17 protein-coding genes are annotated in these 21,984 nt (G+C 65.7%); 13 read left to right on the forward strand and 4 right to left on the reverse strand.

What is annotated here, in order from left to right; genetic code table 11:
- Positions 1–5: 5 nt before the first annotated feature.
- Both puuE and HV766_RS23570 read right to left on the reverse strand, forming a co-directional pair.
- Positions 6–950 carry an allantoinase PuuE gene (puuE, locus tag HV766_RS23565; RefSeq protein WP_175163661.1) on the reverse strand — a complete coding sequence of 315 codons (945 nt, stop codon included), beginning with the start codon at positions 948–950 and terminating at the stop codon, positions 6–8.
- Positions 951–1,253: 303 nt separating this feature from the next.
- The gene (locus tag HV766_RS23570; protein ID WP_125472526.1) at positions 1,254–2,270 is read right to left on the reverse strand and encodes a 1-aminocyclopropane-1-carboxylate deaminase; all 1,017 of its coding nucleotides are present in this window, start codon (positions 2,268–2,270) and stop codon (positions 1,254–1,256) included.
- 181 nt (positions 2,271–2,451) lie between these two features.
- Here HV766_RS23570 and HV766_RS23575 point away from each other — a divergent pair, with 181 nt between their 5' ends.
- From HV766_RS23575 to HV766_RS23635, 13 genes are all read left to right on the forward strand, one after another.
- Complete coding sequence (locus tag HV766_RS23575) at positions 2,452–2,922, forward strand: Lrp/AsnC family transcriptional regulator (RefSeq protein ID WP_054450761.1); 471 nt, start codon at positions 2,452–2,454, stop codon at positions 2,920–2,922.
- Positions 2,923–3,250: 328 nt separating this feature from the next.
- Positions 3,251–6,118, forward strand: a complete 2,868-nt coding sequence (locus HV766_RS23580; RefSeq protein ID WP_054450764.1) for a 2-oxoglutarate dehydrogenase E1 component — start codon at positions 3,251–3,253, stop codon at positions 6,116–6,118.
- Positions 6,119–6,219: 101 nt separating this feature from the next.
- Positions 6,220–7,449: a 2-oxoglutarate dehydrogenase complex dihydrolipoyllysine-residue succinyltransferase gene (odhB, locus tag HV766_RS23585; RefSeq protein WP_054450766.1), complete on the forward strand. Its 1,230-nt coding sequence runs from the start codon at positions 6,220–6,222 to the stop codon at positions 7,447–7,449.
- Between the two features lie 117 nt (positions 7,450–7,566).
- Entirely contained in the window at positions 7,567–8,994 is a 1,428-nt protein-coding gene (gene lpdA, locus HV766_RS23590; RefSeq protein WP_119450936.1) for a dihydrolipoyl dehydrogenase, read from the forward strand.
- A 76-nt stretch (positions 8,995–9,070) separates the two neighbouring features.
- Positions 9,071–10,162 carry a cell division protein ZapE gene (zapE, locus tag HV766_RS23595; protein WP_054450771.1) on the forward strand — a complete coding sequence of 364 codons (1,092 nt, stop codon included), beginning with the start codon at positions 9,071–9,073 and terminating at the stop codon, positions 10,160–10,162.
- 110 nt (positions 10,163–10,272) lie between these two features.
- Positions 10,273–10,806: a sigma-70 family RNA polymerase sigma factor gene (locus HV766_RS23600; RefSeq protein ID WP_082400675.1), complete on the forward strand. Its 534-nt coding sequence runs from the start codon at positions 10,273–10,275 to the stop codon at positions 10,804–10,806.
- Positions 10,799–11,758: a FecR domain-containing protein gene (locus tag HV766_RS23605; protein ID WP_175181946.1), complete on the forward strand. Its 960-nt coding sequence runs from the start codon at positions 10,799–10,801 to the stop codon at positions 11,756–11,758. The genes HV766_RS23600 and HV766_RS23605 overlap by 8 nt, the downstream gene beginning before the upstream one ends.
- A 139-nt stretch (positions 11,759–11,897) precedes the next feature.
- Entirely contained in the window at positions 11,898–14,351 is a 2,454-nt protein-coding gene (locus HV766_RS23610; RefSeq protein ID WP_370528710.1) for a TonB-dependent siderophore receptor, read from the forward strand.
- 104 nt (positions 14,352–14,455) lie between these two features.
- On the forward strand, positions 14,456–15,088 hold the full coding sequence (locus HV766_RS23615; RefSeq protein WP_119450933.1) for a DUF4198 domain-containing protein: 633 nt from the start codon (positions 14,456–14,458) through the stop codon (positions 15,086–15,088).
- Between the two features lie 23 nt (positions 15,089–15,111).
- Positions 15,112–15,393 carry a DUF3649 domain-containing protein gene (locus HV766_RS23620; protein WP_054450781.1) on the forward strand — a complete coding sequence of 94 codons (282 nt, stop codon included), beginning with the start codon at positions 15,112–15,114 and terminating at the stop codon, positions 15,391–15,393.
- Positions 15,390–17,018 carry a PepSY-associated TM helix domain-containing protein gene (locus HV766_RS23625; protein WP_175181948.1) on the forward strand — a complete coding sequence of 543 codons (1,629 nt, stop codon included), beginning with the start codon at positions 15,390–15,392 and terminating at the stop codon, positions 17,016–17,018. Before HV766_RS23620 ends, HV766_RS23625 begins: the two co-directional genes overlap by 4 nt.
- Positions 17,015–17,338, forward strand: a complete 324-nt coding sequence (locus HV766_RS23630; protein ID WP_054450784.1) for a DUF3325 domain-containing protein — start codon at positions 17,015–17,017, stop codon at positions 17,336–17,338. The genes HV766_RS23625 and HV766_RS23630 overlap by 4 nt, the downstream gene beginning before the upstream one ends.
- Before the next feature lie 56 nt (positions 17,339–17,394).
- Positions 17,395–18,747, forward strand: a complete 1,353-nt coding sequence (locus tag HV766_RS23635) for a tryptophan--tRNA ligase (RefSeq protein WP_054450785.1) — start codon at positions 17,395–17,397, stop codon at positions 18,745–18,747.
- Positions 18,748–18,781: 34 nt separating this feature from the next.
- On the opposite strand, the gene HV766_RS23640 is transcribed toward HV766_RS23635, so the two are convergent.
- Positions 18,782–19,288, reverse strand: a complete 507-nt coding sequence (locus HV766_RS23640) for a hypothetical protein (RefSeq protein ID WP_125472535.1) — start codon at positions 19,286–19,288, stop codon at positions 18,782–18,784.
- A 278-nt stretch (positions 19,289–19,566) separates the two neighbouring features.
- Positions 19,567–21,942, reverse strand: a complete 2,376-nt coding sequence (tex, locus tag HV766_RS23645; protein WP_054450789.1) for an RNA-binding transcriptional accessory protein Tex — start codon at positions 21,940–21,942, stop codon at positions 19,567–19,569.
- Positions 21,943–21,984: the final 42 nt, after the last annotated feature.

Consider the following 21,984-nt stretch of genomic DNA (forward strand, 5'->3'; position numbering starts at 1 on the left):
CCTGTTCAGGCGTTGGGGGTGTAGGGATGCGCCGTCTTCCAGTGGCGCGCGATGTCCAGGCGCCGGCAGACCCAGACGCGGTCATGGCTGGCAATGTGGTCCAGGAAGCGCTGCAGCGCAGTGATGCGGCCGGGCCGGCCCAGCAGGCGGCAATGCATGCCGATGCTCATCATCTTGGGGGCCTCGTCGCCTTCGGCGTAGAGCGCGTCGAAGCTGTCCTTCAGGTACTGGAAGAAGGGATCTGCGTGCGAATAGCCCTGCGGCAGCGCGAAGCGCATGTCGTTGCAGTCCAGCGTGTAGGGCACGATCAGTTGCGGCACGACGCTGCCGTCCGTTTTCTGTACGCGCATCCAGAAGGGCAGGTCGTCGCCGTAGTAGTCGCTGTCGTACTCGAAGCCGCCGTAGTCGGCCACCAGACGCCGCGTGCGCGGGCTGTCGCGTCCGGTGTACCAGCCCAGCGGACGGCTGCCGGTCAATTGCGTGATCGCGTCCATGGCCAGGCGCATGTGTTCGCGCTCGGTGGCCTCGTCGATGTGCTGATAGTGGATCCAGCGCCAGCCGTGGCAGGCGATCTCGTGTCCCAGCTCGACGAAGGCGGCGGTCAGCTCGGGGTGGCGCTGCAAGGCCATGCCGACGCCGAACACCGTCAGCGGCAGGCCGCGCTTCTCGAATTCGCGCAGGATGCGCCAGACGCCGGCGCGCGAGCCGTACTCGTAGATGCCTTCCATGCTGAGGTGGCGCTCGGGATAGCTGGCGGGGTTGAACATTTCCGACAGGAACTGTTCGGACCCGGCGTCGCCATGCAGCACGCTGTTTTCGCCGCCTTCCTCGTAATTCAGCACGAACTGCACCGCGATGCGCGCCTGCCCCGGCCATCGGGCATGCGGCGGATTGCGGCCGTAGCCGGCCAGGTCGCGGGGGTAGGGGAGCGTGGAATCGTAGACGGTCATGGACAGGCGGGCGGAGTGCAACGGCGCGCGGCGGCCGGGCGTGGGTGGGCGGACGACTTCCTGATGATCAGCACCATAGCTGGAAATCCTGGCTTTGTATACAAACTATGTACATAATTTTGCGGAGGCGATGTGTCGGGAAGGTCCGGCCACGGAAAAAAGCCCAGCCGGCGGACACGCCGGCTGGGCTGCGCTTCCTGCGCTCATCATGGGCGCTGGCGGCCAGGGCTGGCAAGCCCTGGGGCAAGGCTGGACTTTCAGCGCAAGTCGCCGCAAGGCCAGCCGAAGGCGCCGTAGGCGCCCTTATCCGTTGCGGTAGAGAAAGCTGTAGGCGTTGATCGCCGGCACCCCTCCCAGGTGCGCATACAGAACCCGCGAACCGGCCGGAATCTCGCCGCGGCGGATGATGTCCATCATGCCCTGCATGGATTTTCCTTCGTAGACCGGGTCGGTCATCATGCCCTCGAGCCGGGCGCAGAGGCGGATGGCCTCGTTGGTCTCGGCCGAGGGCAGGCCGTAGGCCGGATAGGCATAGCGGGTGTCCAGCACCACGTCGCGCTCTTCGATGGCAGTCCTGAGTCCGACCATATCGGCCGTGCGCCGCGCGATGCGCAGGATCTGCGCGCGGGTTTGCTCGGGCGTGCCCGAAGCGTCGATACCGATGACGCGGTCCGCGCGGCCATCCGCCGCAAAGCCCACCACCATGCCGGCCTGCGTGCTGCCCGTGACGGCGCAGACGACGATGTAGTCGAACTTGAAGCCCAGCTCGGCTTCCTGGCGCCGCACTTCCTCGGCGAAGCCGACGTAGCCCAGGCCGCCGAGTTCATGGTCGGATGCGCCGGCCGGAATCGCGTAGGGCTTGCCGCCGCGCTTGCGGACGTCTTCCAGCGCCTCTTCCCAGCTGCGGCGAAAGCCGATGTCAAACCCCTGGTCCACCAGGCGCACGTCGGCGCCCATCAAGCGGCTCATCATGATGTTGCCGACCCGGTCGTAGACCGCGTCTGAATAGTCCACCCAGTTTTCCTGCACCAGCACGCAGGCCAGGCCCAGCTTGGCGGCCACCGCAGCCACCATGCGGGTGTGGTTGGACTGGATGCCGCCGATGGTGACCAGCGTGTCGCAGCCCTGTTCCAGCGCCTGCGGGATCAGGTACTCCAGCTTGCGCAGCTTGTTGCCGCCGAACGCGAGGCCGCTGTTGCAGTCTTCGCGCTTGGCATAGATCTCGACCTTGCCGCCCAGATGTGCGGACAGGCGCTCGAGCTTTTCGATGGGGGTGTCGCCGAAGGTCAGGCGATGGCGCGGAAATCGTTGCAGATCCATGGGACTCTCCTGGGCCGGGCCGGGTGGCGCGGATGGAAAAATCATAGGAATTTCAAGGATTTGCCGTCAATTGCGTATTTTTATTATTTAAAAGGAAAATAATTAAATAAACGTCCAGGTTTCTATTTAATATTTCCTGATTGGCTTTTTGATCGAAATTTAATTTTCAGGGACGTATCAAATGCCGGCAAATTCTGAGCTGGACCGCATTGATCGCCACATCCTGCGCGTGCTGCAGCAGGACGCGCAGATCACCAACCTGGAGCTGAGCGCGCGCGTCCACCTGAGCCCGGCCGCCTGCCTGCGCCGCGTGGAAAAGCTCAAGAACGAGGGCGTCATCCGCAAGACTGTCGCCCTGCTGGAGCCGGCGGAAGTGGACATGGCCACCCTGGTCATCGTGGGCGTGGTGCTGGACCGCTCCACGCCGGAATCCTTCACCGATTTCGAAGCCGCGGCGCGCGGCATCAGCGGCTGCCTGGAATGCCACCTGGTGGCCGGCGAGTTCGACTACTTCCTGATGCTGCGCATCCGTGATCTGGAACGCTTCAACAAGCTGCATGCGGGCGAGATCATCAAGCTGCCCGGCGTACGCCAGATCCGCACCTTTTTCGTCCTGAAAGAGATCCTGTCGACCACCGAATTGCCCGTATGAACGAGGCTAATGCGCAACACTGCAATTTCTGCCAGTGAAAATGATGCGGCGCGGCATTTTGGGTTGCCGGAAATTGAATGCGAGTAGACGGCGCAATGGAAGGGGTTGCCTGGACATTCCAATGCTGCATGACGGCATTCCGAATGCGCTTTTGCGTCACGCAAACGCAAGAAGACGTCCTTAAACTCAAAGGGCTATACTCTTATCCCATACGGCTTTTAAGGCTTGTACGCGCCTTCTGCCCCTGCTATCCGCCTAACGGGAAGCCCGTGTCGCGGAAGGTTTTCCTGCATCGTGTCGAGTGAAGCACTCGTAAAGGTGAAGCGATATGTCTTCGGAAATAGAATCTCTATCCACGTCTTATCTCTTTGGGGGTAACGCCCCTTATGTTGAGGAGCTTTACGAAGCCTACCTCGACAATCCCGGTTCGGTACCTGACAACTGGCGCGAATACTTCGACCAGCTGCAACACGCTCCCGCTACCGACGGCCAGGAATCCACCCGCGACCAGGCCCACGCTCCCATCGTCGAATCGTTCGCCCAGCGCGCCAAGGCCAATGCCTTCGTGCAACGCGCGGCCGAACCCGACCTGACCGTGGCCAGCAAGCAGGTTTCGGTGCAGTCGCTGATCGCGGCCTACCGCTCCCTGGGTTCGCGCTGGGCCGACCTGGATCCGCTCAAGCGCCAGGAACGTCCCCCGATCCCCGAACTCGATCCGGCCTTCTACGGCCTGACCGAAGCCGATCTGGACCAGACCTACTCGGCCACCAACACCTACTTCACGACCGCCAGCACGATGACGCTGCGCGACATCCTGAAGGCGCTGCGCGACACGTATTGCCGCAGCATCGGTGCCGAATTCACGCACATCTCCGACCCCGCCGCCAAGCGCTGGATCCAGGAACGCCTGGAAGCCACCCTGGGCGCGCCCGCCTACTCGGCCGAAGAAAAGCGCCACATCCTGCAGCAGCTGACCGAGTCCGAAGGCCTCGAGCGCTTCCTGCACACCAAGTACGTCGGCCAGAAGCGCTTCTCGCTGGAAGGCGGCGAAAGCTTCATCGCCTCGATGGACGAAGTGGTGAACCACGCCGGTGAAAATGGCGTCCAGGAAATCGTGGTCGGCATGGCCCACCGCGGCCGCCTGAACCTGCTCGTGAACATCATGGGCAAGATGCCCGGCGACCTGTTCGCCGAGTTCGAAGGCAAGCACGCCGAAGGCCTGACCGACGGCGACGTGAAGTACCACAACGGCTTCTCCAGCGACCTGTCCACCCGTGGCGGCCCGGTCCACCTGTCGCTCGCGTTCAACCCGTCCCACCTGGAAATCGTCAACCCCGTGGTCGAAGGCAGCGCGCGCGCCCGCCAGGAACGCCGCGGCGACGCCGAAGGCAAGCAAGTGCTGCCGGTGCTGGTGCACGGCGACGCGGCCTTCGCCGGCCAGGGCGTGGTCATGGAAACCCTGAACCTGGCCCAGACCCGCGGCTACGGCACGGGCGGCACGCTGCACATCGTCATCAACAACCAGATCGGCTTCACCACGTCCGACCCCCGCGACTCGCGCTCGACGCTGTATTGCACCGACGTGGTCAAGATGATCGAAGCGCCGGTGTTCCACGTCAACGGTGACGATCCCGAAGCCGTCGTGTTCGTGACCAAGCTGGCGCTGGACTACCGTCTGCAGTTCCGCCACGACGTGGTCGTGGACATCGTCTGCTTCCGCAAGCTGGGCCACAACGAGCAAGACACCCCGTCGCTGACGCAGCCCCTGATGTACAAGCGCATCGGCCATCACCCCGGCACGCGCAAGCTGTACGCCGACAAGCTGACCACGCAAGGCGTGCTGGCCGACGGCGAAGCCGATCAGCTCGTCAAGGATTACCGCCAGCTGATGGAAGACGGCCAGCGCACCATCGAACCGGTGCTGACCGACTACAAGAGCAAGTACGCCATCGACTGGTCGCCGTTCCTGGGCGCCAAGTGGACCGACCAGGCCGACACCGCCGTGCCGCTGGCCGAACTCAAGCGCATCGGCGAACGCATCACCAGCGTGCCGGAAGGCTTCACGGTGCACCCGCTGGTCGCCAAGCTGCTGAACGACCGCCGCACCATGGCCAAGGGCGAAATGAACCTGGACTGGGGCATGGGCGAACACCTCGCCTTCGCGACCCTGGTGTCCTCGGGCTACGCCATCCGCATCACCGGCCAGGACTCGGGCCGCGGCACGTTCACGCACCGCCATGCCGTGCTGCACGACCAGAACCGCGAACGCTGGAACGACGGCACCTACATTCCGCTGCAGAACGTCTCGGAAGGCCAGGCTCCGTTCACCGTCATCGACTCCGTGCTGTCCGAAGAGGCTGTGCTGGGCTTTGAATACGGTTACTCCAGCGCCGAACCCAACACGCTGACCATCTGGGAAGGCCAGTTCGGCGACTTCGTCAACGGCGCCCAGGTCGTGATCGACCAGTTCATCAGCTCCGGCGAAGCCAAGTGGGGCCGCCAGTCGGGCCTGACCCTGATGTTGCCGCACGGCTACGAAGGCCAGGGTCCCGAGCACTCGTCGGGCCGCATCGAGCGCTTCCTGCAGCTGTGCGCCGACAACAACATGCAAGTGGTCCAGCCGACCTCCGCGTCGCAGATCTTCCACGTGCTGCGCCGTCAGATGATCCGTCCGTTCCGCAAGCCGCTGGTGCTGTTCACGCCCAAGTCGCTGCTGCGCAACAAGGACGCCGGTTCGCCCCTGACCGACCTGGCCGGCGGCAGCTTCCGCCCGGTCATCGGCGAGGTCGACGAGGCCATCGACGCCAGCAAGGTCAAGCGCGTGCTGGCTTGCTCGGGCAAGGTCTACTACGATCTGGTCAATGCCCGCCGCGAGCGTGGCGCCGACAACGTTGCGATCGTCCGCGTCGAACAGCTGTATCCGTTCGCGCACAAGTCGTTCGAAACGGAACTGCGCAAGTACCCGAAGGCAACCGAAGTGATCTGGGTTCAGGACGAACCGCAGAACCAGGGCGCCTGGTTCTACGTTCAGCATCACGTGTACGAGAACATGGTCGAAGGCCAGAAGCTGGGTTACGCCGGCCGCGCCGCGTCGGCATCGCCGGCCGTGGGCTACCTGGCCAAGCACCAGGAGCAGCAGAAGGCCCTGATCGAAACGGCTTTCGCGCCCAAGTTCAAGGTCATGTTGACGAAGTAACACTCGCTTGATGCACGCGCCGCGCGCGCAGGTTTCTGGAATTCCGATTCGAAGCTTGCCGCGCAGCGCGACCAGAACACAAACTTTACGGAACAAACAAAATGGCTATTACCGACGTCGTCGTCCCCCAACTCTCCGAATCCGTCTCCGAAGCGACGCTGCTGACCTGGAAGAAGCAGCCGGGCGCTGCCGTTGAAGCGGACGAAATCCTGATCGAAGTCGAAACCGACAAGGTCGTGCTGGAAGTGCCGGCTCCCGCTTCGGGCGTGCTGGCTGAAATCGTCAAGGGCGACGGCAGCACCGTCACCTCCGGCGAAGTGCTGGCTCGCATCGACACCGCCGGCAAGGCCGCCGTTGCCGCCGCCGCGCCCGCCGCCGAAGCGCCCAAGGCCGCCGAGCAAGCCGCTGCCGCTCCGGCCGCCGCTCCCGCTTCGTCGGCTGCCGCCGGCGTGGCTTCGCCCGCCGCTGCCAAGATCCTGGCCGAGAAGGGCGTTGACGCCGCTTCCGTGGCTGGCTCCGGCCGCGACGGCCGCGTGACCAAGGGCGATGCCCTGGCCGCCAGCGCGCCCGCCAAGGCCGCTCCGGCCAAGGCCGCCGCTCCGGTCGCGCCCCCGACGCTGTCGCTGGACGGCCGTCCGGAACAGCGCGTGCCGATGAGCCGCCTGCGCGCCCGCATCGCCGAGCGCCTGCTGCAATCGCAACAGGAAAACGCGATCCTGACCACGTTCAACGAAGTGAACATGCAGGCCGTCATCGACCTGCGCAACAAGTACAAGGACAAGTTCGAGAAAGAGCACGGCATCAAGCTGGGCTTCATGTCGTTCTTCGTCAAGGCCGCCGTTGCCGCGCTGAAGAAGTTCCCGCTGATCAACGCCTCGATCGACGGCAAGGACATCATCTACCACGGCTACTTCGACATCGGTATTGCTGTCGGCAGCCCGCGCGGCCTGGTTGTGCCGATCCTGCGCAACGCCGACCAGCTGTCGATCGCCGACATCGAAAAGACCATCGCCGACTTCGGCCGCCGCGCCGCTGACGGCAAGCTGGGCATTGAAGAAATGACCGGCGGCACGTTCTCGATCTCCAACGGCGGCGTGTTCGGCTCGATGCTGTCGACCCCGATCATCAACCCGCCGCAATCGGCCATCCTGGGCGTGCACGCCACCAAGGATCGCGCCGTGGTTGAAAACGGCCAGATCGTCATCCGCCCGATGAACTACCTGGCGCTGTCCTACGACCACCGCATCATCGACGGCCGCGAAGCCGTGCTGGGCCTGGTCGCCATGAAGGACGCCCTGGAAGATCCGCAGCGCCTGTTGCTGGACCTGTAATCTCGACGCCCCGGCCCGGCGCCCACCCGACCCCTGGGTCTTGCGGCGCCCTGGCCGGCTTATTGCCGGCCCGCAGGGCGGGGCGTGCTCCACTCAATACCTCATCGCGAGAACACTATGTCCAAACAATTTGACGTCGTCGTCATCGGCGCGGGCCCCGGCGGCTACATCGCCGCCATCCGCGCCGCGCAGCTCGGCATGTCGGTGGCTTGCATCGACGCCTGGCAGAACGGCCAAGGCGGCCCGGCTCCCGGCGGCACCTGCACCAACGTCGGCTGCATCCCGTCCAAGGCGCTGCTGCAATCGTCCGAGCACTACGAACAAGCCAATCACCACTTCGCCGAGCACGGCATCGAAGTCAAGGGCGTCAGCCTGAAGCTCGACACGCTGATCGGCCGCAAGAACACGGTGGTCAAGCAGAACAACGATGGCATCCTGTACCTGTTCAAGAAGAACAAGGTCACGTTCTTCCATGGCAAGGGCGCGTTCGCCGGCCAGGTGGAAGGCGGCTGGGCCATCAAGGTCACCGGCACCGCCGAGGAAGACCTGGTTGCCAAGCACGTGGTGGTCGCCACCGGTTCGTCGGCGCGCGAGCTGCCCGGCCTGCCGTTCGACGAAAAGGTCGTGCTGTCCAACGACGGCGCGCTGAACATCGGCGCCGTGCCGAAGACGCTGGGCGTGATCGGCGCCGGCGTGATCGGCCTGGAAATGGGCAGCGTGTGGCGCCGCCTGGGTTCCGAAGTCACCATCCTGGAAGCCATGCCGGAATTCCTGGCAGCCGCTGACGGCCAGGTGGCCAAGGAAGCCCTGAAGGCCTTCACCAAGCAAGGCCTGAACATCCAGATGGGCGTCAAGATCGGCGAGATCAAGGCGACCGCCAAGTCCGTCACCGTGCCCTACGTCGACGCCAAGGGCGCCGAGCAGAAGCTGGTGGTCGACAAGCTGATCGTCTCGATCGGCCGCGTGCCTTACACCGGCGGCCTGAACGCCGACGCCGTGGGCCTGAAGCTGGACGAGCGCGGCTTCATCGCCGTGGACGGCGACTGCAAGACCAACCTGCCGAACGTCTGGGCAGTCGGCGACGTGGTGCGCGGCCCCATGCTGGCGCACAAGGCCGAGGAAGAAGGCGTGGCGGTTGCCGAGCGCATCGCCGGCCAGCACGGCCACGTCAACTTCGACACCGTGCCGTGGGTTATCTACACCTCGCCGGAAATCGCCTGGGTCGGCAAGACCGAGCAGCAGCTCAAGGCCGAGGGCCGCGAGTACAAGGCTGGCAGCTTCCCCTTCCTGGCCAACGGCCGCGCCCGCGCGCTGGGCGACACCACCGGCTTTGCCAAGGTGATCGCCGATGCCAAGACCGACGAGGTCCTGGGCGTGCACATCGTGGGCCCGATGGCCTCGGAACTGATCTCGGAAGCCGTGACCATCATGGAATTCCGTGGCGCAGCCGAAGACATCGCCCGCATCTGCCACGCGCACCCGACGCTGTCGGAAGCCGTGAAGGAAGCCGCATTGGCCGTGGACAAGCGCGCATTGAACTTCTGATACGCGCATAGCCGAGGCAAGACGGGGGCGGGTTCACGGATCCGCCCTTTTTTCATTCTGCTTTTCCTGCTCCCACATGAACGTCCGCGAATACTACGAACACGCCCTGGCCGAACGCGGCTACAAGCCCGACGAAGCCCAGAAAAAGGCGATCGACCGGCTGCAGCGCTATTTCGACGAATGGGTCAAGTTCAAGTCGATGCGCTCGAACGCGCTGAAGAAGCTGCTGAACCGCCCCGACGTGCCGCGCGGCGTGTACCTGTGGGGCGGAGTGGGGCGGGGCAAGAGCTTCCTGATGGACGCCTTCTACGCCACCGTGCCCGTGGTGCGCAAGACGCGCCTGCACTTCCACGAATTCATGCGCGGCGTGCACCGCGAACTCGAAGAAGTGAAGGGCATGCAGGATCCGCTGGACGAAGTGGCCAGGCGCGTGGCCAAACGCTACCGCCTGATCTGCTTCGACGAGTTCCACGTATCCGACGTGGCCGACGCGATGATCCTGCACCGGCTGCTATTCAAGCTCTTCGAGTACGGCACGTCCTTCGTGATGACGTCCAACTACGAGCCCTCGACCCTGTATCCGGACGGCCTGCACCGCGACCGCATCCTGCCCGCGATCCAGCTGATCCAGGCGCGCATGGACATCATGAACGTGGACGCCGGCGTGGACTACCGCCGCCGCTCGCTGGAACAGGTGCAGTGCTATCACACGCCGCTGGACGAGCGCGCCCAGAAAGCATTGCAGGAAGCATTCGACAGCCTGGCCGACACGCCGCCCCAGGATCCGGTGCTGCATATCGAGCACCGCGAGATCCGCGCGCTGGCGCTGGGCGGATCGGTGGTGTGGTTCGATTTCGCCACGCTTTGCGGCGGGCCGCGTTCGCAGAACGATTATCTGGAGTTGGCCAACCGCTTCCATGCGGTGATCCTGTCGGGCGTGCCGCGCATGGGACCGCGCCAGGCTTCGGAGGCGCGCCGCTTCACCTGGCTGATCGACGTGTTCTATGACCACCGCGTCAAGCTCATCATGTCCGCCGAGTGCGAACCCGAGGAGATTTACACGGAAGGTGCGCTTGCCAATGAATTCCACCGCACGGTCTCGCGCATCCTGGAAATGCAGTCGCGCGAGTACCTGGAATCGGAACGCCGCCACACCGTGTCGTTGTAGTCGCGCCGCATCTGTCCGAATTTTCCGGGCAGATCGCGGTTGAAATTGGTAATACAAGTCATTATCAATTAAGATTTGGAGACTTCTGGTCCAGCACCGCAGTTTCCAACGTGTCTTCCACCCTCTTGTCCGCATCGGCCGCGCGCACCGACCCTTCCGCCGCGCCCGTCGATGGCCTGTACCGCGATCACCGCCCCTGGCTGTTCGGCTGGCTGCGCCGCAGGCTTGGCTGCGAGCACCGGGCCGAAGACCTGGCGCAAGACGTGTTTCTGCGCGTGATCCAGGGCCGCAAGGCGGTGCGCGCCGGCGAAGCCCGCGGACTGCTGACCACCATTGCCAAGGGCCTGGTGGTGGACCACCAGCGGCATGCGGCATTGGAACGGGCCTATCTCGCCTACCTGGCCGCCATACCCGAGGCTTATGCGCCGTCCCCCGAAGAGCAGACCGAGCAACTGCAATCGCTGGCGCGGCTGGATCGCCTGCTGGACGGCTTGCCGCCCAAGGCGCGTTCCGCGTTCCTGCTGTCGCAGCTCGACGGGCTGACCTATCCCGAGATCGCCCAGCGGCTTGAAGTCTCCTTGAGTTCGGTGCAGCAATACATGGTGCGCGCCATGACCGCGTGCTACGCGGCCTTTGATGACTAGCGCCGCGGACCCCGTCGCCGACCAGGCGATCGCCTGGTGGGTGCGGCTGCAATCCGGCCTGGCCGGTGCGGCAGAGCGGCAGTCCTGCGAGGCATGGCTGGCGCAGGATCCCGCGCATCGCTGCGCGTGGGATCGCTTGCAGCGCATCAGTCAGGATGCGCGGCGCGTGCCGGCGGCGTTGGCGCATGACGCGCTGACGCGTTCTGCATCGTCCTCGCCCCGATCGGCCGGCCGTCGCACGGTATTGCGCGGATTGCTGGCTGTTGGCGGCACGGCTTTTACCGGTTGGGCGGGCTACCGGCATACGCCGTGGCAGCGACTGGCGGCGGACCTCAGCACCGGCACAGGCGAACGGCTGGCCGTTGCGGTGGCTGATGGATTGCACATCACCTTGAACAGCGACAGCGCGGTGCGCCTGCACTTGCAGGACGATGCCCGCGGCCTGGACCTGTTGCGCGGCGAAGTGCTGGTGCGGACCGAAATGCGGCCCGCTATAGCGGCTCTGCGCGTGGATACCGGGCATGGCGAACTGCGCGCCGAACGGGCGCGCTTTGACCTGCGGCGCACCGCCGCAGGCGCGCGCTTGGGCGTGTACGAAGGCAGCGTGACGCTACTGCGCGGCGGCGTGGCTACGCATGCGGAAGCCGGGGAGCGCCTGGAATTCTCCGAGCATGGCGAAGTCGGCCGTCTTGCCTCCGATCCCGACCGGCTGGCCTGGACCGACGGGCTGGTGGTGGCCAAGGACTGGCGCCTGGACTACTTCGCGCAATACCTGGCTCGCCAGCGCCTGGGCATGATCCGGGTGGATCCGGCGGTGGCCGGTCTGCGGCTGTCGGGCGTATTTCCGCTGGACGACGCCGAGCGTGCGCTCAAGGCACTGGAGCCCGCCTTGCCCATCCGCGTGACGCGGCATACGCAGTATTGGCTGCAGGTCGGTCCGCGCGAGGCCTGAGCGTTACAAATTTTTTTGCCTGCGGCTTGCAGGTTTTCCGATCCCGTACGGAAGGCAGGGATAGATACCACCGTACAGGGAGAGTTTTGTGTCCGCTTCATCTCACTCGCGCTTGCGCGCCCCCTTGTCTGCCGGCCGCATGGCCCTGCTGGCCGCCATGTGCGCGGGCGGGCTTGCCGCCGGCATGCCGCAGGCCTGGGCGCAGCCGGCGCCCGCTTCCGCGAACGCGCCGCGCAGCTACCAGATCGCTGCCGGCTCCTTGGCCGATGCCCTGACGCAGTTCGCGCGCAGCGCTGGCGTGGTCCTGTCGTTCGATCCGGCGCTGGTGCGGGGACGCCGCTCGGACGGGTTGGACGGCGCCTACTCGGTGGGCGCGGGATTCGCCCGCATCCTGTCGGGCAGCGGTTTGCAGGCGCGTGCGCAGTCGGGCAATACCTGGACGCTGCTGCAGGTTGCCGCGCCCGCGGGCGACACGCCCACGCTGGCGCCGGTGACCGTGTCGGGCATGTCCGACAGCGCAATCACGACGGTGGGCTACGTGGCCACGGTGAGCGCCAGCGCCACCAAGACCGACACGCCGCTGATCGAAACGCCGCAGTCGGTATCGGTCGTCACGCGCGAGCAGATCACGGAGCAGGGCGCGCAGACACTGAACCAGGTGCTGCGCTACACCGCGGGCGTGGCCACCGAATCGCGCGGCGCCACCGCCACGCGCCTGGACCAGTTCAGCGTGCGCGGCTTTCAGGCTTCGTCCTACCTGGACGGCTTGCGAGTATTCGGCGGGCGCGACGCCTTGCCGCAGGTGGACACCTATCGCCTGGAGCGCGTGGACGTGCTGAAGGGACCGGCCTCCGTCATGTACGGGCAGGGCGGCCCGGGCGGCGTGGTCAACCAGGTCAGCAAGCGCCCGCTGGAAGAGACGCTGCGCGAGGTCGAGGTGCAGGTCGGCAACTATGACTACCGTCGCGCCAACTTCGATTTCGGCGGTCCGGTCGATGAAGACGGCAAGTTCCTGTACCGCCTGGTCGGTTCGGGCTACATGTCCGACGGCCAGGTCAAGGACACCAAGGAACGCCGCTACTTCGTGTCGCCGGCCTTTACCTGGAAGCCCAGCAGCGACACGACGCTGACGGTGCTGACCAACTTCCAGCGCGATCCCGACATGGGTTCCTATGGCAGCGTGCCGGCCATGCGCACGCTGCTTTCCGCGCCCGACGGCATCCGCCTGCCGGCCGATTACTACGACGGCGACGCCAATTTCGAAAAGAGCGACCGTAAGAGCTATTCGCTGGGCTATGTGCTGGAGCACCGCTTCAACGACAACATCAAGGCATCGCAAAGCCTGCGCTGGACGCGCGCGGAAGCGCAGTACCGCAGCATCTACGGCGCGATGACCAATAACTACGGCTATACCGACAAGACCTACCGCTACCAGCAGCGCGCGTCGATCGCGACGGATGTGGACGTGGGCGCGCTGGTGCTGGACAACAATGTGCAGGCGCGCTTCAACACCGGCCCCTTCGCCCACACCACGCTGCTGGGCTTTGACTATCAGCACGTCAAGACCGACACGCTGTCCGGCTTTGGCACCGCGCCCGCGCTGGATGTGCTGAACCCGAACAATCATCAGAACATCCCGGCGCCGGCGTTCTCGACGGATGCGACCAACAAGCAGTACCAGACCGGCCTGTACTTCCAGGACCAGATCAAGATCGATCGCCTCTCGGTGTTGCTGGGTGGCCGCTACGACTGGTCGCGCACGGTGGGCGAGACCACCACGATCGCCACCGGACGGGTCGCGCCGTCCTCGCTGAATGCGGAGAAGTTCACGGGCCGCCTGGGTGCGATCTACAACTTCGACAACGGCGTAGCGCCGTACTTCAGCTATTCGGAATCGTTCGAGCCGCAGTCTGGCACGGGCTGGCAGAACAAGCCGTTCAAGCCGATCGAAGGCAACCAGTACGAGGTCGGCATCAAGTACCAGCCGCCGGGCAGCGCCACGCTGCTGTCGTTTGCGGCGTTCGACATCCGCCGCGAGAACATGACCACCACCGATCCGGATCCGACCCACATCTGCGGCACGGCGGGCGGACGCTGCTCGATCCAGGCGGGCGAGCTGCGCACGCAGGGCATCGAGCTCGAAGCCAAGACCGAGCCCCTGCGCGGCCTGACGCTGGTGGCTGCTTACTCCTTGATGGACAACGAGTACTCCAAGGGCTATCCCAACGCCGCGGGCATGAACCTGAAGGGCAAGACGCCGGTGGGCGTGCCTTCGCAACAGGCGTCCGCCTGGGCCCGCTACCAGTTGCAGGACGGTCCGCTGGCGGGCGTGGGAGTGGGTGGCGGCGTGCGCTACATCGGTTCCTCGTATGCCAACGAGACCAACACCCTGAAGGTGCCGTCGGTCACGCTGTTCGACCTGATGCTGGACTACGACCTGGGCCGCGCGTCGCCGTCGCTCAAGGGCATGCAGGTGGCGCTGAACGTGCAGAACCTGTTCGACAAGGAATACATCGCGTCGTGCTCGGGCGATTCCTGGTGCTGGTACGGCTACCAGCGCTCCATCAAGGCCAGCCTGCGCTATCGCTGGTAAGTCTTGCTGCTAGTTCGAAGTGAGAATGGTTATAATTTAAAACCCTCCGAATCGGGCTTGGGCCGCGGGGCTGGTCCGATCCGGTCCTCTAAAGGAAATCAATAATGACATTCGCAAGAACCTTGGCCGCCATTGCCCTGTTGGGCACGGCGGGCGCCGCGCAGGCGCATTTCGTTTGGTTGGAACGCAGCGCCGAGGGACCGGCCAAGGCGTATTTCGGGGAATGGGCGGATGACGTGCGCGAAAAGCGTGACGGCCTGCTCGGCAAGATCATGGTCGCGCCCGTCGTTACGGGCGCCGATGGCAAGCCGCTGAAGGCCTCGGGCGAAGGCGCCGACTTCCTCGAATTCGCGGCGGCGGGCAAGGGCGACGTGCGCTTGCGCCAGGCCTACCAGTTCAAGGACACCCTGGTGCAGTACGGCGCCAAGGCCGGCCGCGCGGACACCGAGGGCAAGCTGGACCTGGAACTCGTGCCGGTCGCGGCCGGGACCAACGCTTTCGTGCTGCAGTTCAAGGGCAAGCCGCTGGCGAAGACGGAAGTCACCGTATTCGGCCCGCCCAAGTGGGAGAAGCGCTTCCACAGCGATGAGAACGGCCGCATCGAAATCACCACCCCGTGGCCCGGCCAGTACGTGCTCGAAGCCGCCCACGTCGAAGACAAGGCGGGCGAGGCCGACGGCAAGGCATACGCCAAGATCCGCTACGTTTCCACTACTACCTTCAACGTGTCCCAGTGAAAGCTCCCGCTGCCGGCGCAGGCATGATGCGCTACCGTCTGGCCGTCTTTTCCAGGGCGGCGGCCGCCATCCTGGGCGGCTATGTTCTGGCGTCGGCGGCAGCCGCCTGCCTGGCGATCTGGCTGCCCATGCGGCGGCCGGACGCCGTGGTCACGGCGCAGATGCTGTCCTTTGTGTTCTACGCCTGCGGCGTGATCTGGGTTTTTGCCACGCGCAATGCCTGGCGCGCCTGGGCTGGCGTGCTGGCGCCCGCCGCGCTCCTGGGCGGGCTGTTCGCGATCGGCCGCGCGATGGGGGCGGCATGAAGGCGAAAGTGGAAAAGGCGCCGGGCGAGGAAGGCCTGCGCCAATCCATGTCCTGGCTGCACACCTGGTCGGGACTGATCTTCGGCTGGGTGCTGTTCGCGATGTTCCTGACCGGCACGCTGGCGTTCTTCCGCCCCGAGATCACGGCCTGGATGCAGCCCGAGATCCAGACGCGGCCCGCGCCTGCGGCGCAGTCCGTGACTGCTGCACAGAACTACCTGGCGGAACATGCGCCCGACGCCACGCGCTGGTTCATCACGCCGCCGTCCGACCGCGAACCGCTCATCCAACTGCTCTACCAAGTGCCCAAGCCCAAGCCGGGCGAACGCGGTTTCGTGCGCGTGAAGCTGGACCCCGCCACCGGCCAGGCCCTGGCCGCGCGCGAGACGCGTGGCGGCGACTTCTTCTACCGCTTCCATTTCGAACTGGAAACCGCGTTTCCCTGGGGGCGTTGGCTGGCCAGCATCGCCGGCATGTTCATGCTGGTGGCCATCATCAGCGGCATCATCACCCACAAGAAGATATTCACCGACTTCTTCACGTTCCGGCCCGGGAAAGGCGGGCAGCGCGCCTGGATGGACGGCCATAACGCCTTGTCCGTGCTGGGGCTGCCGTTCCACCTGATGATCACGTTCAGCGGGCTGGTGCTGTTCATGGCCATGCTGATGCCGGCCGGCATACTGGCCGTCTACGAGAGCCCCAGGCAGTATTCCGACGAGGTCTTCAAGTCCTTCAGGATCACTCCCGCGCGCAACGAGCCCGCGCCGCTGATCGCGCTTGCGCCGTTGGTGGAGCAGGCGCAGCAACACTGGCAAGGCGGCCGGGTGGGGCGCATTACCGTCAACCACCCCGGTGATGCTGGCGCGACCGTGACCCTGGTGCGCGACGCTGCCGACGGCGTGTCGTTCGGCAAGCTGGCGCCCTACATGCGTTTTGACGGCGTCACGGGCGCATTCCAGGAAGGCGAGGACGAGCTCGGCGCCACGGCGCGTACGGCGGGCGTCATCGTCGGCCTGCACCTGGGATTGTTTGCCGAACCGTTTTTGCGCTGGCTCTATTTCCTGGTCAGCATGGCGGGCACGGCGATGGTGGGCACGGGCCTGGTCCTGTGGATCGCCAAGCGGCGGCAGAAGGCGCGTCCGGGGGCGCGCGAAGCGTTTTCGTTGCGCCTGGTCGATGCGCTCAACGCCGGCACGGTCGCTGGCCTGTTCATCTCGATCGCCGCCTTTTTTTGGGCCAACCGCCTCCTGCCGATCGACCTGGCGGGTAGGCAGTTCTGGGAATCGCGCGCCTTCTTCGCAGTCTGGGGCTTGTCGCTGGTCTACGCCTTCCTGTTCCAGCGCAGCAAGTGGCGCGACCTGTTGGCCGCGGCCGCGGCCTCCCTGGCGCTGGTGCCGGTGGTCAACGCCCTGACGACCTCGCGCCATCTCGGGGTGTCGCTGCCTGCGGGCGATTGGGTCATGGCTGGTTTTGACCTGACCTGCCTGGCCGGGGCGCTGCTGCTGGCCTGGATGGCGCGCAAGGCGGCCCGCGCCAGCAAAGCGGGCGCCAAAGCGCCCGCCAAGGGCCGCGCCGCATCCAAGCCGTCCCAGCCCGCCTACGAACCTAGAGGTGATACGCCATGACGCTAGCTGCCTTCTGCCTGGCCTACGCGGGCTTTTCCGCCCTGTGCCTGGGCATGGACCGCCACTACGAAGACCTGTTCGACCGCGCGCTGCCGCGGCGTCACAGGTTGCCTTTGCGCCTGTTCGGCTGGGGGGCGCTGGCTTTGTCCTTGTGCGCCTCGGCGGCGGTCTGGGGCTGGAGCTACGGCACGGTGGAATGGATCGGCATTCTGAGCATCGCCGGGCTGCTGCTGATCTGGTTCCTGACGTTCCGGCCGCGCGCCGCGCTGACCGCGGGCGGGCTGTGCGCGCTGGCGGCGCCAGTGTTGGCCGTCCTGTAGCCGCGCGCCCGGCAAGTTACACTGGGCGTTTCCCCCAGCAAACGCCTCTTCGCCTCATGAATACCCGCGTCCTCACCGGCATCACCACCTCTGGAACTCCCCACCTCGGCAACTACGCGGGCGCGATCCGTCCCGCCGTTCAGGCCAGCGCGCAGCCCGGCGTGGACGCATTCTTCTTCATGGCGGATTACCACGCCCTCATCAAGTGCGACGACCCTGCCCGCGTGGCGCGCTCGCGCCTTGAAATCGCCGCGACCTGGCTGGCGGTGGGCCTGGACCACGAGCGCGTGACCTTCTACCGCCAGTCGGACATCCCCGAGATCCCCGAGCTGACCTGGCTGTTGAACTGCGTCACGGCCAAGGGCCTGATGAACCGGGCGCACGCCTATAAGGCGTCGGTGGACCAGAACACGGAAAAGGGTCTGGAACCGGACGATGGCGTGACCATGGGCCTGTTCTCGTACCCGGTGCTGATGGCCGCTGACATCGTCATGTTCAACGCCAACAAGGTGCCGGTGGGCCGTGACCAGATCCAGCATCTGGAAATGGCGCGCGACATCGCCCAGCGCTTCAACCACCTGTACGGCCGCGACTATTTCACGCTGCCGGAAGTGGTGATCGAAGAAGACGTGGCGACCTTGCCGGGCCTGGACGGCCGCAAGATGTCCAAGAGCTACAACAACACCATTCCGCTGTTCGAGGGCGGCGCCAGCGCGCTGCGCGCGGCGGTGATGCGCATCGTGACCGATTCGCGCGCGCCGGGCGAACCCAAGGACGCCGAGAACTCGCACCTGTACACCATCTACCGCGCCTTCGCCACGCACGAACAGGCTGCCGCGCTGCGCAAGCAGCTCGAAGAAGGCATGGGCTGGGGCGAAGCCAAGCAGGCGCTGTACGACCACCTGGAAAACCTGCTGGCGCCCATGCGCGAGAAGTATTTCGACCTGATGGCCAACCCTGGCCGCATCGAAGACATCCTGCAGGCCGGCGCCGCCAAGGCGCGCAAGCTGGCCACGCCTTTCATGCAGGAACTGCGCCAGGCCGTGGGCCTGCGCAACCTGGAAGCCGGCTCGGGCGCCAAGGCCGCGCAGCCCAAGAAGGAAAAGGGCAAGGGCGCGCGCTTCGTCAGCTTCCGCGACGAGGACGGCAGCTTCCGTTTCCGCCTGCTGGCAGCGGATGGCGAGGAACTGCTGTTGTCGCAGCGTTTCGCCGATCCGAAGGAAGCCGGCGCGTTGATGCGCCGTCTGCAAGCGGAACCGGCCGATGCGGTGCTGAAGGCCGATGGGCAAGGCTATGCCGCGATGATCGACGGCGTGGCCGTGGCCACCGCGCCGGCTGGCGCGCAAGACGAATCCGGCGCCTTGCTGGAACGCGCGCGCGCCGCGCTGTCGTCTTTGTCGCAGGAATAAACCCAAGGGGCCGGCGCGCAGCCGGCCCGGCGGTTCAGGCCGCGCGGGCGCTGGCTACGATGCGCCCGTCGCGCACCTGGAAGCGCTGGGCGCTGCCCTGTCCGGCGATTTCCAGCATGTCGCCTTCCGTGTAGCCCGTGACATTCGGGCAGTCCAGCCATTCGGGGTTGATGAACGGGAAGTACTTGAGCGTGCCGCTGCCCTGGCTGGCAAAATCGAAGGTGGTGTTGGCGACCACTTCCGGATCCCATTGGCTGGCATCGAAAGTCAGCGCGCAACCCGCGCCGATACGGTAGGTGATGCTGGCGCCCATGCTGGCGAATCCCAGTGCGCCGACGTGCAACTGCGCCCCATTGCTCAATTCGATGATGCGGCTGCCCAGCCGCTCCAGCGTGATGTGCTTGAAACTGACTTCGGCGCCATCGACAAGCAGGTGCGAATACTGGCCCAGGGTGATTTCGCTGTAGACGCCGCTGGCGTTGGCTTCCTTGGCGGTGAGGGTTGCCGTTTCATTGGCGGCAAGCGTGATGGTATGGGACATGGCTGGGCGGATCTCCGGTCGTTCGGGGCAGGGCGCTGTTGTTCTTGTGCTGCTCCCCGGCAGGCGCTACGCGCCTTGGCTCGCCTGCTCGCGGGGGGCTTGTGCCGCCTTGCGGCCTGGCGCCGCCGGGTTTTATTATTTGGACACAATTAGATATTTTCTATCATTTTTGATAGGTTTGGCTTGAGAGAAGACAAGTAACCCGCCTCTTTACGGGTAAGCCCTAGGCAAAAAAAACCGGCGCATCAGGCGCCGGTTTTCCGTGGGGCGGGTCTCGCTCAACGCTTGAGCTTGGCGAACGCGTCCGCCATGGCGCTGTTCATGCCGGCGCCGGCCCCGGCGCCGCCGCGGCTGCCGTCGCCCTGCGGACGGCGGTTGCGGTCGCCGCCCTTGGGGGCGTCGCCGCTGCGGCGGGCGGGAGCTGCGGTGTCGTTCAGGCGCATGGTCAACGCGACGCGCTTGCGCGCCACGTCCACTTCCAGCACCTTCACGCTGACCGTCTGGCCCACCCGCACGACGTCGCGCGGATCCTTCACGAACTTTTCGGCAAGGGCCGAGATGTGGACCAGGCCGTCCTGGTGCACGCCGATGTCCACGAACGCGCCGAAGTTCGCCACGTTGGTCACAACGCCTTCCAGCACCATGCCCGGGTACAGGTCGTTCAGGGTTTCGACGCCTTCCTTGAACTGCGCCGTCTTGAACTCCGGACGCGGATCGCGGCCGGGCTTTTCCAGTTCGGCGAAGATGTCGCGCACCGTCGGCAGGCCGAAGCGCTCGTCGGTGAAGTCGGACGGCGACACGCCCTTGAGCGCTTCGCGCTGGCCGATGATCTGCTTCACCTCGGCCTTGATCTTGGCGACGATGCGTTCGACCACCGGATAGGCTTCGGGGTGGACCGACGAGGCGTCCAGCGGGTTGTCGCCGTTGGGAATGCGCAGGAAGCCCGCGGCTTGTTCGAATGCCTTGTCGCCAAAGCGCGGCACCTTGCGCAGGATCTCGCGGGTCGGGAAGGCGCCGTTCTCGTCGCGCCAGGCGACGATGTTCTTGGCCAGCAGCGAATTCAGGCCGGACACGCGGGCCAGCAGGGCGGCCGACGCGGTGTTCACGTCCACGCCCACGGCGTTCACGCAATCCTCGACCACGGCGTCCAGCGAACGCGCCAGCTCGCGCTGGTTGACGTCGTGCTGGTACTGGCCCACGCCGATGGCCTTGGGATCGATCTTGACCAGTTCGGCCAGCGGATCCTGCAGGCGGCGGGCGATGGACACCGCGCCGCGCAGCGTCACGTCCAGGTCGGGGAATTCCTGGGCCGCGGTTTCAGACGCCGAATAGACGGAAGCGCCGGCCTCGGAGACCACCACGCGGGTGACCTTCAGGTCCGGGAAGCGTTCCATCATGTCGCCCACCAGCTTCTCGCTTTCGCGCGAGGCGGTGCCGTTGCCGATGGCGATCAGGTCGACCTTGTGGCGCGCCACCAGGGCGGCCAGCGTGTTGATGGTGCCGTCGCGGTCGCGGCGCGGTTCGAACGGGTAGACGGTGGTGGTGTCCACGACCTTGCCGGTCTGGTCGATCACGGCGACCTTGCAACCGGTGCGGATGCCGGGGTCCAGGCCCAGCACGGCCTTGGGGCCGGCGGGCGCGGCCAGCAGCAGGTCCTTCAGGTTGGCGGCGAACACCCGGATGGCTTCGGCTTCGCCGCTTTCGCGCAGGCGGCCGATCAGCTCGCTTTCGAACGCCGTCAGCAGCTTCACGCGCCAGGTCCAGCGGCAGACTTCGCCCAGCCAGCGCGCGCGCGGCGTGGCGTCCAGCGCGAACAGGCCGTTGCCCAGCTTGAGGAAGCCGGCGATGCGGGCCACGCAGGGATGCGGCGTCTGCGCTTCCAGTTCGGCTTCCAGGCCCAGGCGCAGTTCCAGCACGCCTTGCTGGCGGCCGCGCAGCAGCGCCAGGATACGGTGCGAGGGCAGGGTGCGCAGCGGTTCGTTGAAGTCGAACCAGTCGCGGAAATTGGCGCCCTCGGTTTCCTTGCCGTCGACCACCTTGGAATGGATCAGGCCGGTGGACCACAGGTGCTCGCGCATGTCGGCCAGCAGATCCGCGTTTTCCGCGTAGCGCTCGGCCAGGATGTCGCGCGCGCCGTCGAGCGCGGCCTTGGCGTCGTTGATGGACGCTTCGGGATTCAGGTATTGCGCGGCGAGCGCGGCGGGGTCGCAGGCGGGATCGGCGAGGATGCCGTCGGCCAGCGGCTCCAGGCCCGCTTCGCGGGCGATCTGGGCGCGGGTGCGGCGCTTGGGCTTGTACGGCGCGTACAAGTCTTCCAGGCGCTGCTTGGTGTCGGCCGTGGCGATTTCCTGCTGCAGCGCTTGCGTGAGCTTGCCCTGTTGCGAGATGGATTCAAGAATGGAGCCGCGGCGCTCTTCGAGTTCGCGCAGATAGCCCAGGCGCACTTCGAGATTGCGCAGCACGGTATCGTCCAGGCCGCCCGTGGCTTCCTTGCGATAGCGGGCGATGAAGGGCACGGTGGCGCCATCGTCCAGGAGTTCCACCGCCGAAGCGATCTGGGAGGCGCGCGTGCCCAGCTCGGTGGCGAGCTGCGCGACGATGCGGGCGTTGTCGACGCCGGCGGCGACGTACGTGATAGCGGAAGTTTCAGACATCTCGATACGACGACAAAAAGGAAAAACAAGGGGCGGATTGTG

The organism is Achromobacter aegrifaciens (genome assembly GCF_902859735.1).
Lineage (GTDB): Bacteria > Pseudomonadota > Gammaproteobacteria > Burkholderiales > Burkholderiaceae_B > Achromobacter > Achromobacter aegrifaciens.

Coding starts and splice junctions, on each gene's coding strand:
- puuE (WP_175163661.1), bottom strand. CDS start 950: ATGACCGTCTACGATTCCACGCTCCCCTACCCCCGCGACCTGGCCGGC.
- HV766_RS23570 (WP_125472526.1), bottom strand. CDS start 2,270: ATGGATCTGCAACGATTTCCGCGCCATCGCCTGACCTTCGGCGACACC.
- HV766_RS23575 (WP_054450761.1), top strand. CDS start 2,452: ATGCCGGCAAATTCTGAGCTGGACCGCATTGATCGCCACATCCTGCGC.
- HV766_RS23580 (WP_054450764.1), top strand. CDS start 3,251: ATGTCTTCGGAAATAGAATCTCTATCCACGTCTTATCTCTTTGGGGGT.
- odhB (WP_054450766.1), top strand. CDS start 6,220: ATGGCTATTACCGACGTCGTCGTCCCCCAACTCTCCGAATCCGTCTCC.
- lpdA (WP_119450936.1), top strand. CDS start 7,567: ATGTCCAAACAATTTGACGTCGTCGTCATCGGCGCGGGCCCCGGCGGC.
- zapE (WP_054450771.1), top strand. CDS start 9,071: ATGAACGTCCGCGAATACTACGAACACGCCCTGGCCGAACGCGGCTAC.
- HV766_RS23605 (WP_175181946.1), top strand. CDS start 10,799: ATGACTAGCGCCGCGGACCCCGTCGCCGACCAGGCGATCGCCTGGTGG.
- HV766_RS23610 (WP_370528710.1), top strand. CDS start 11,898: ATGGCCCTGCTGGCCGCCATGTGCGCGGGCGGGCTTGCCGCCGGCATG.
- HV766_RS23615 (WP_119450933.1), top strand. CDS start 14,456: ATGACATTCGCAAGAACCTTGGCCGCCATTGCCCTGTTGGGCACGGCG.
- HV766_RS23620 (WP_054450781.1), top strand. CDS start 15,112: ATGATGCGCTACCGTCTGGCCGTCTTTTCCAGGGCGGCGGCCGCCATC.
- HV766_RS23625 (WP_175181948.1), top strand. CDS start 15,390: ATGAAGGCGAAAGTGGAAAAGGCGCCGGGCGAGGAAGGCCTGCGCCAA.
- HV766_RS23630 (WP_054450784.1), top strand. CDS start 17,015: ATGACGCTAGCTGCCTTCTGCCTGGCCTACGCGGGCTTTTCCGCCCTG.
- HV766_RS23635 (WP_054450785.1), top strand. CDS start 17,395: ATGAATACCCGCGTCCTCACCGGCATCACCACCTCTGGAACTCCCCAC.
- HV766_RS23640 (WP_125472535.1), bottom strand. CDS start 19,288: ATGTCCCATACCATCACGCTTGCCGCCAATGAAACGGCAACCCTCACC.
- tex (WP_054450789.1), bottom strand. CDS start 21,942: ATGTCTGAAACTTCCGCTATCACGTACGTCGCCGCCGGCGTCGACAAC.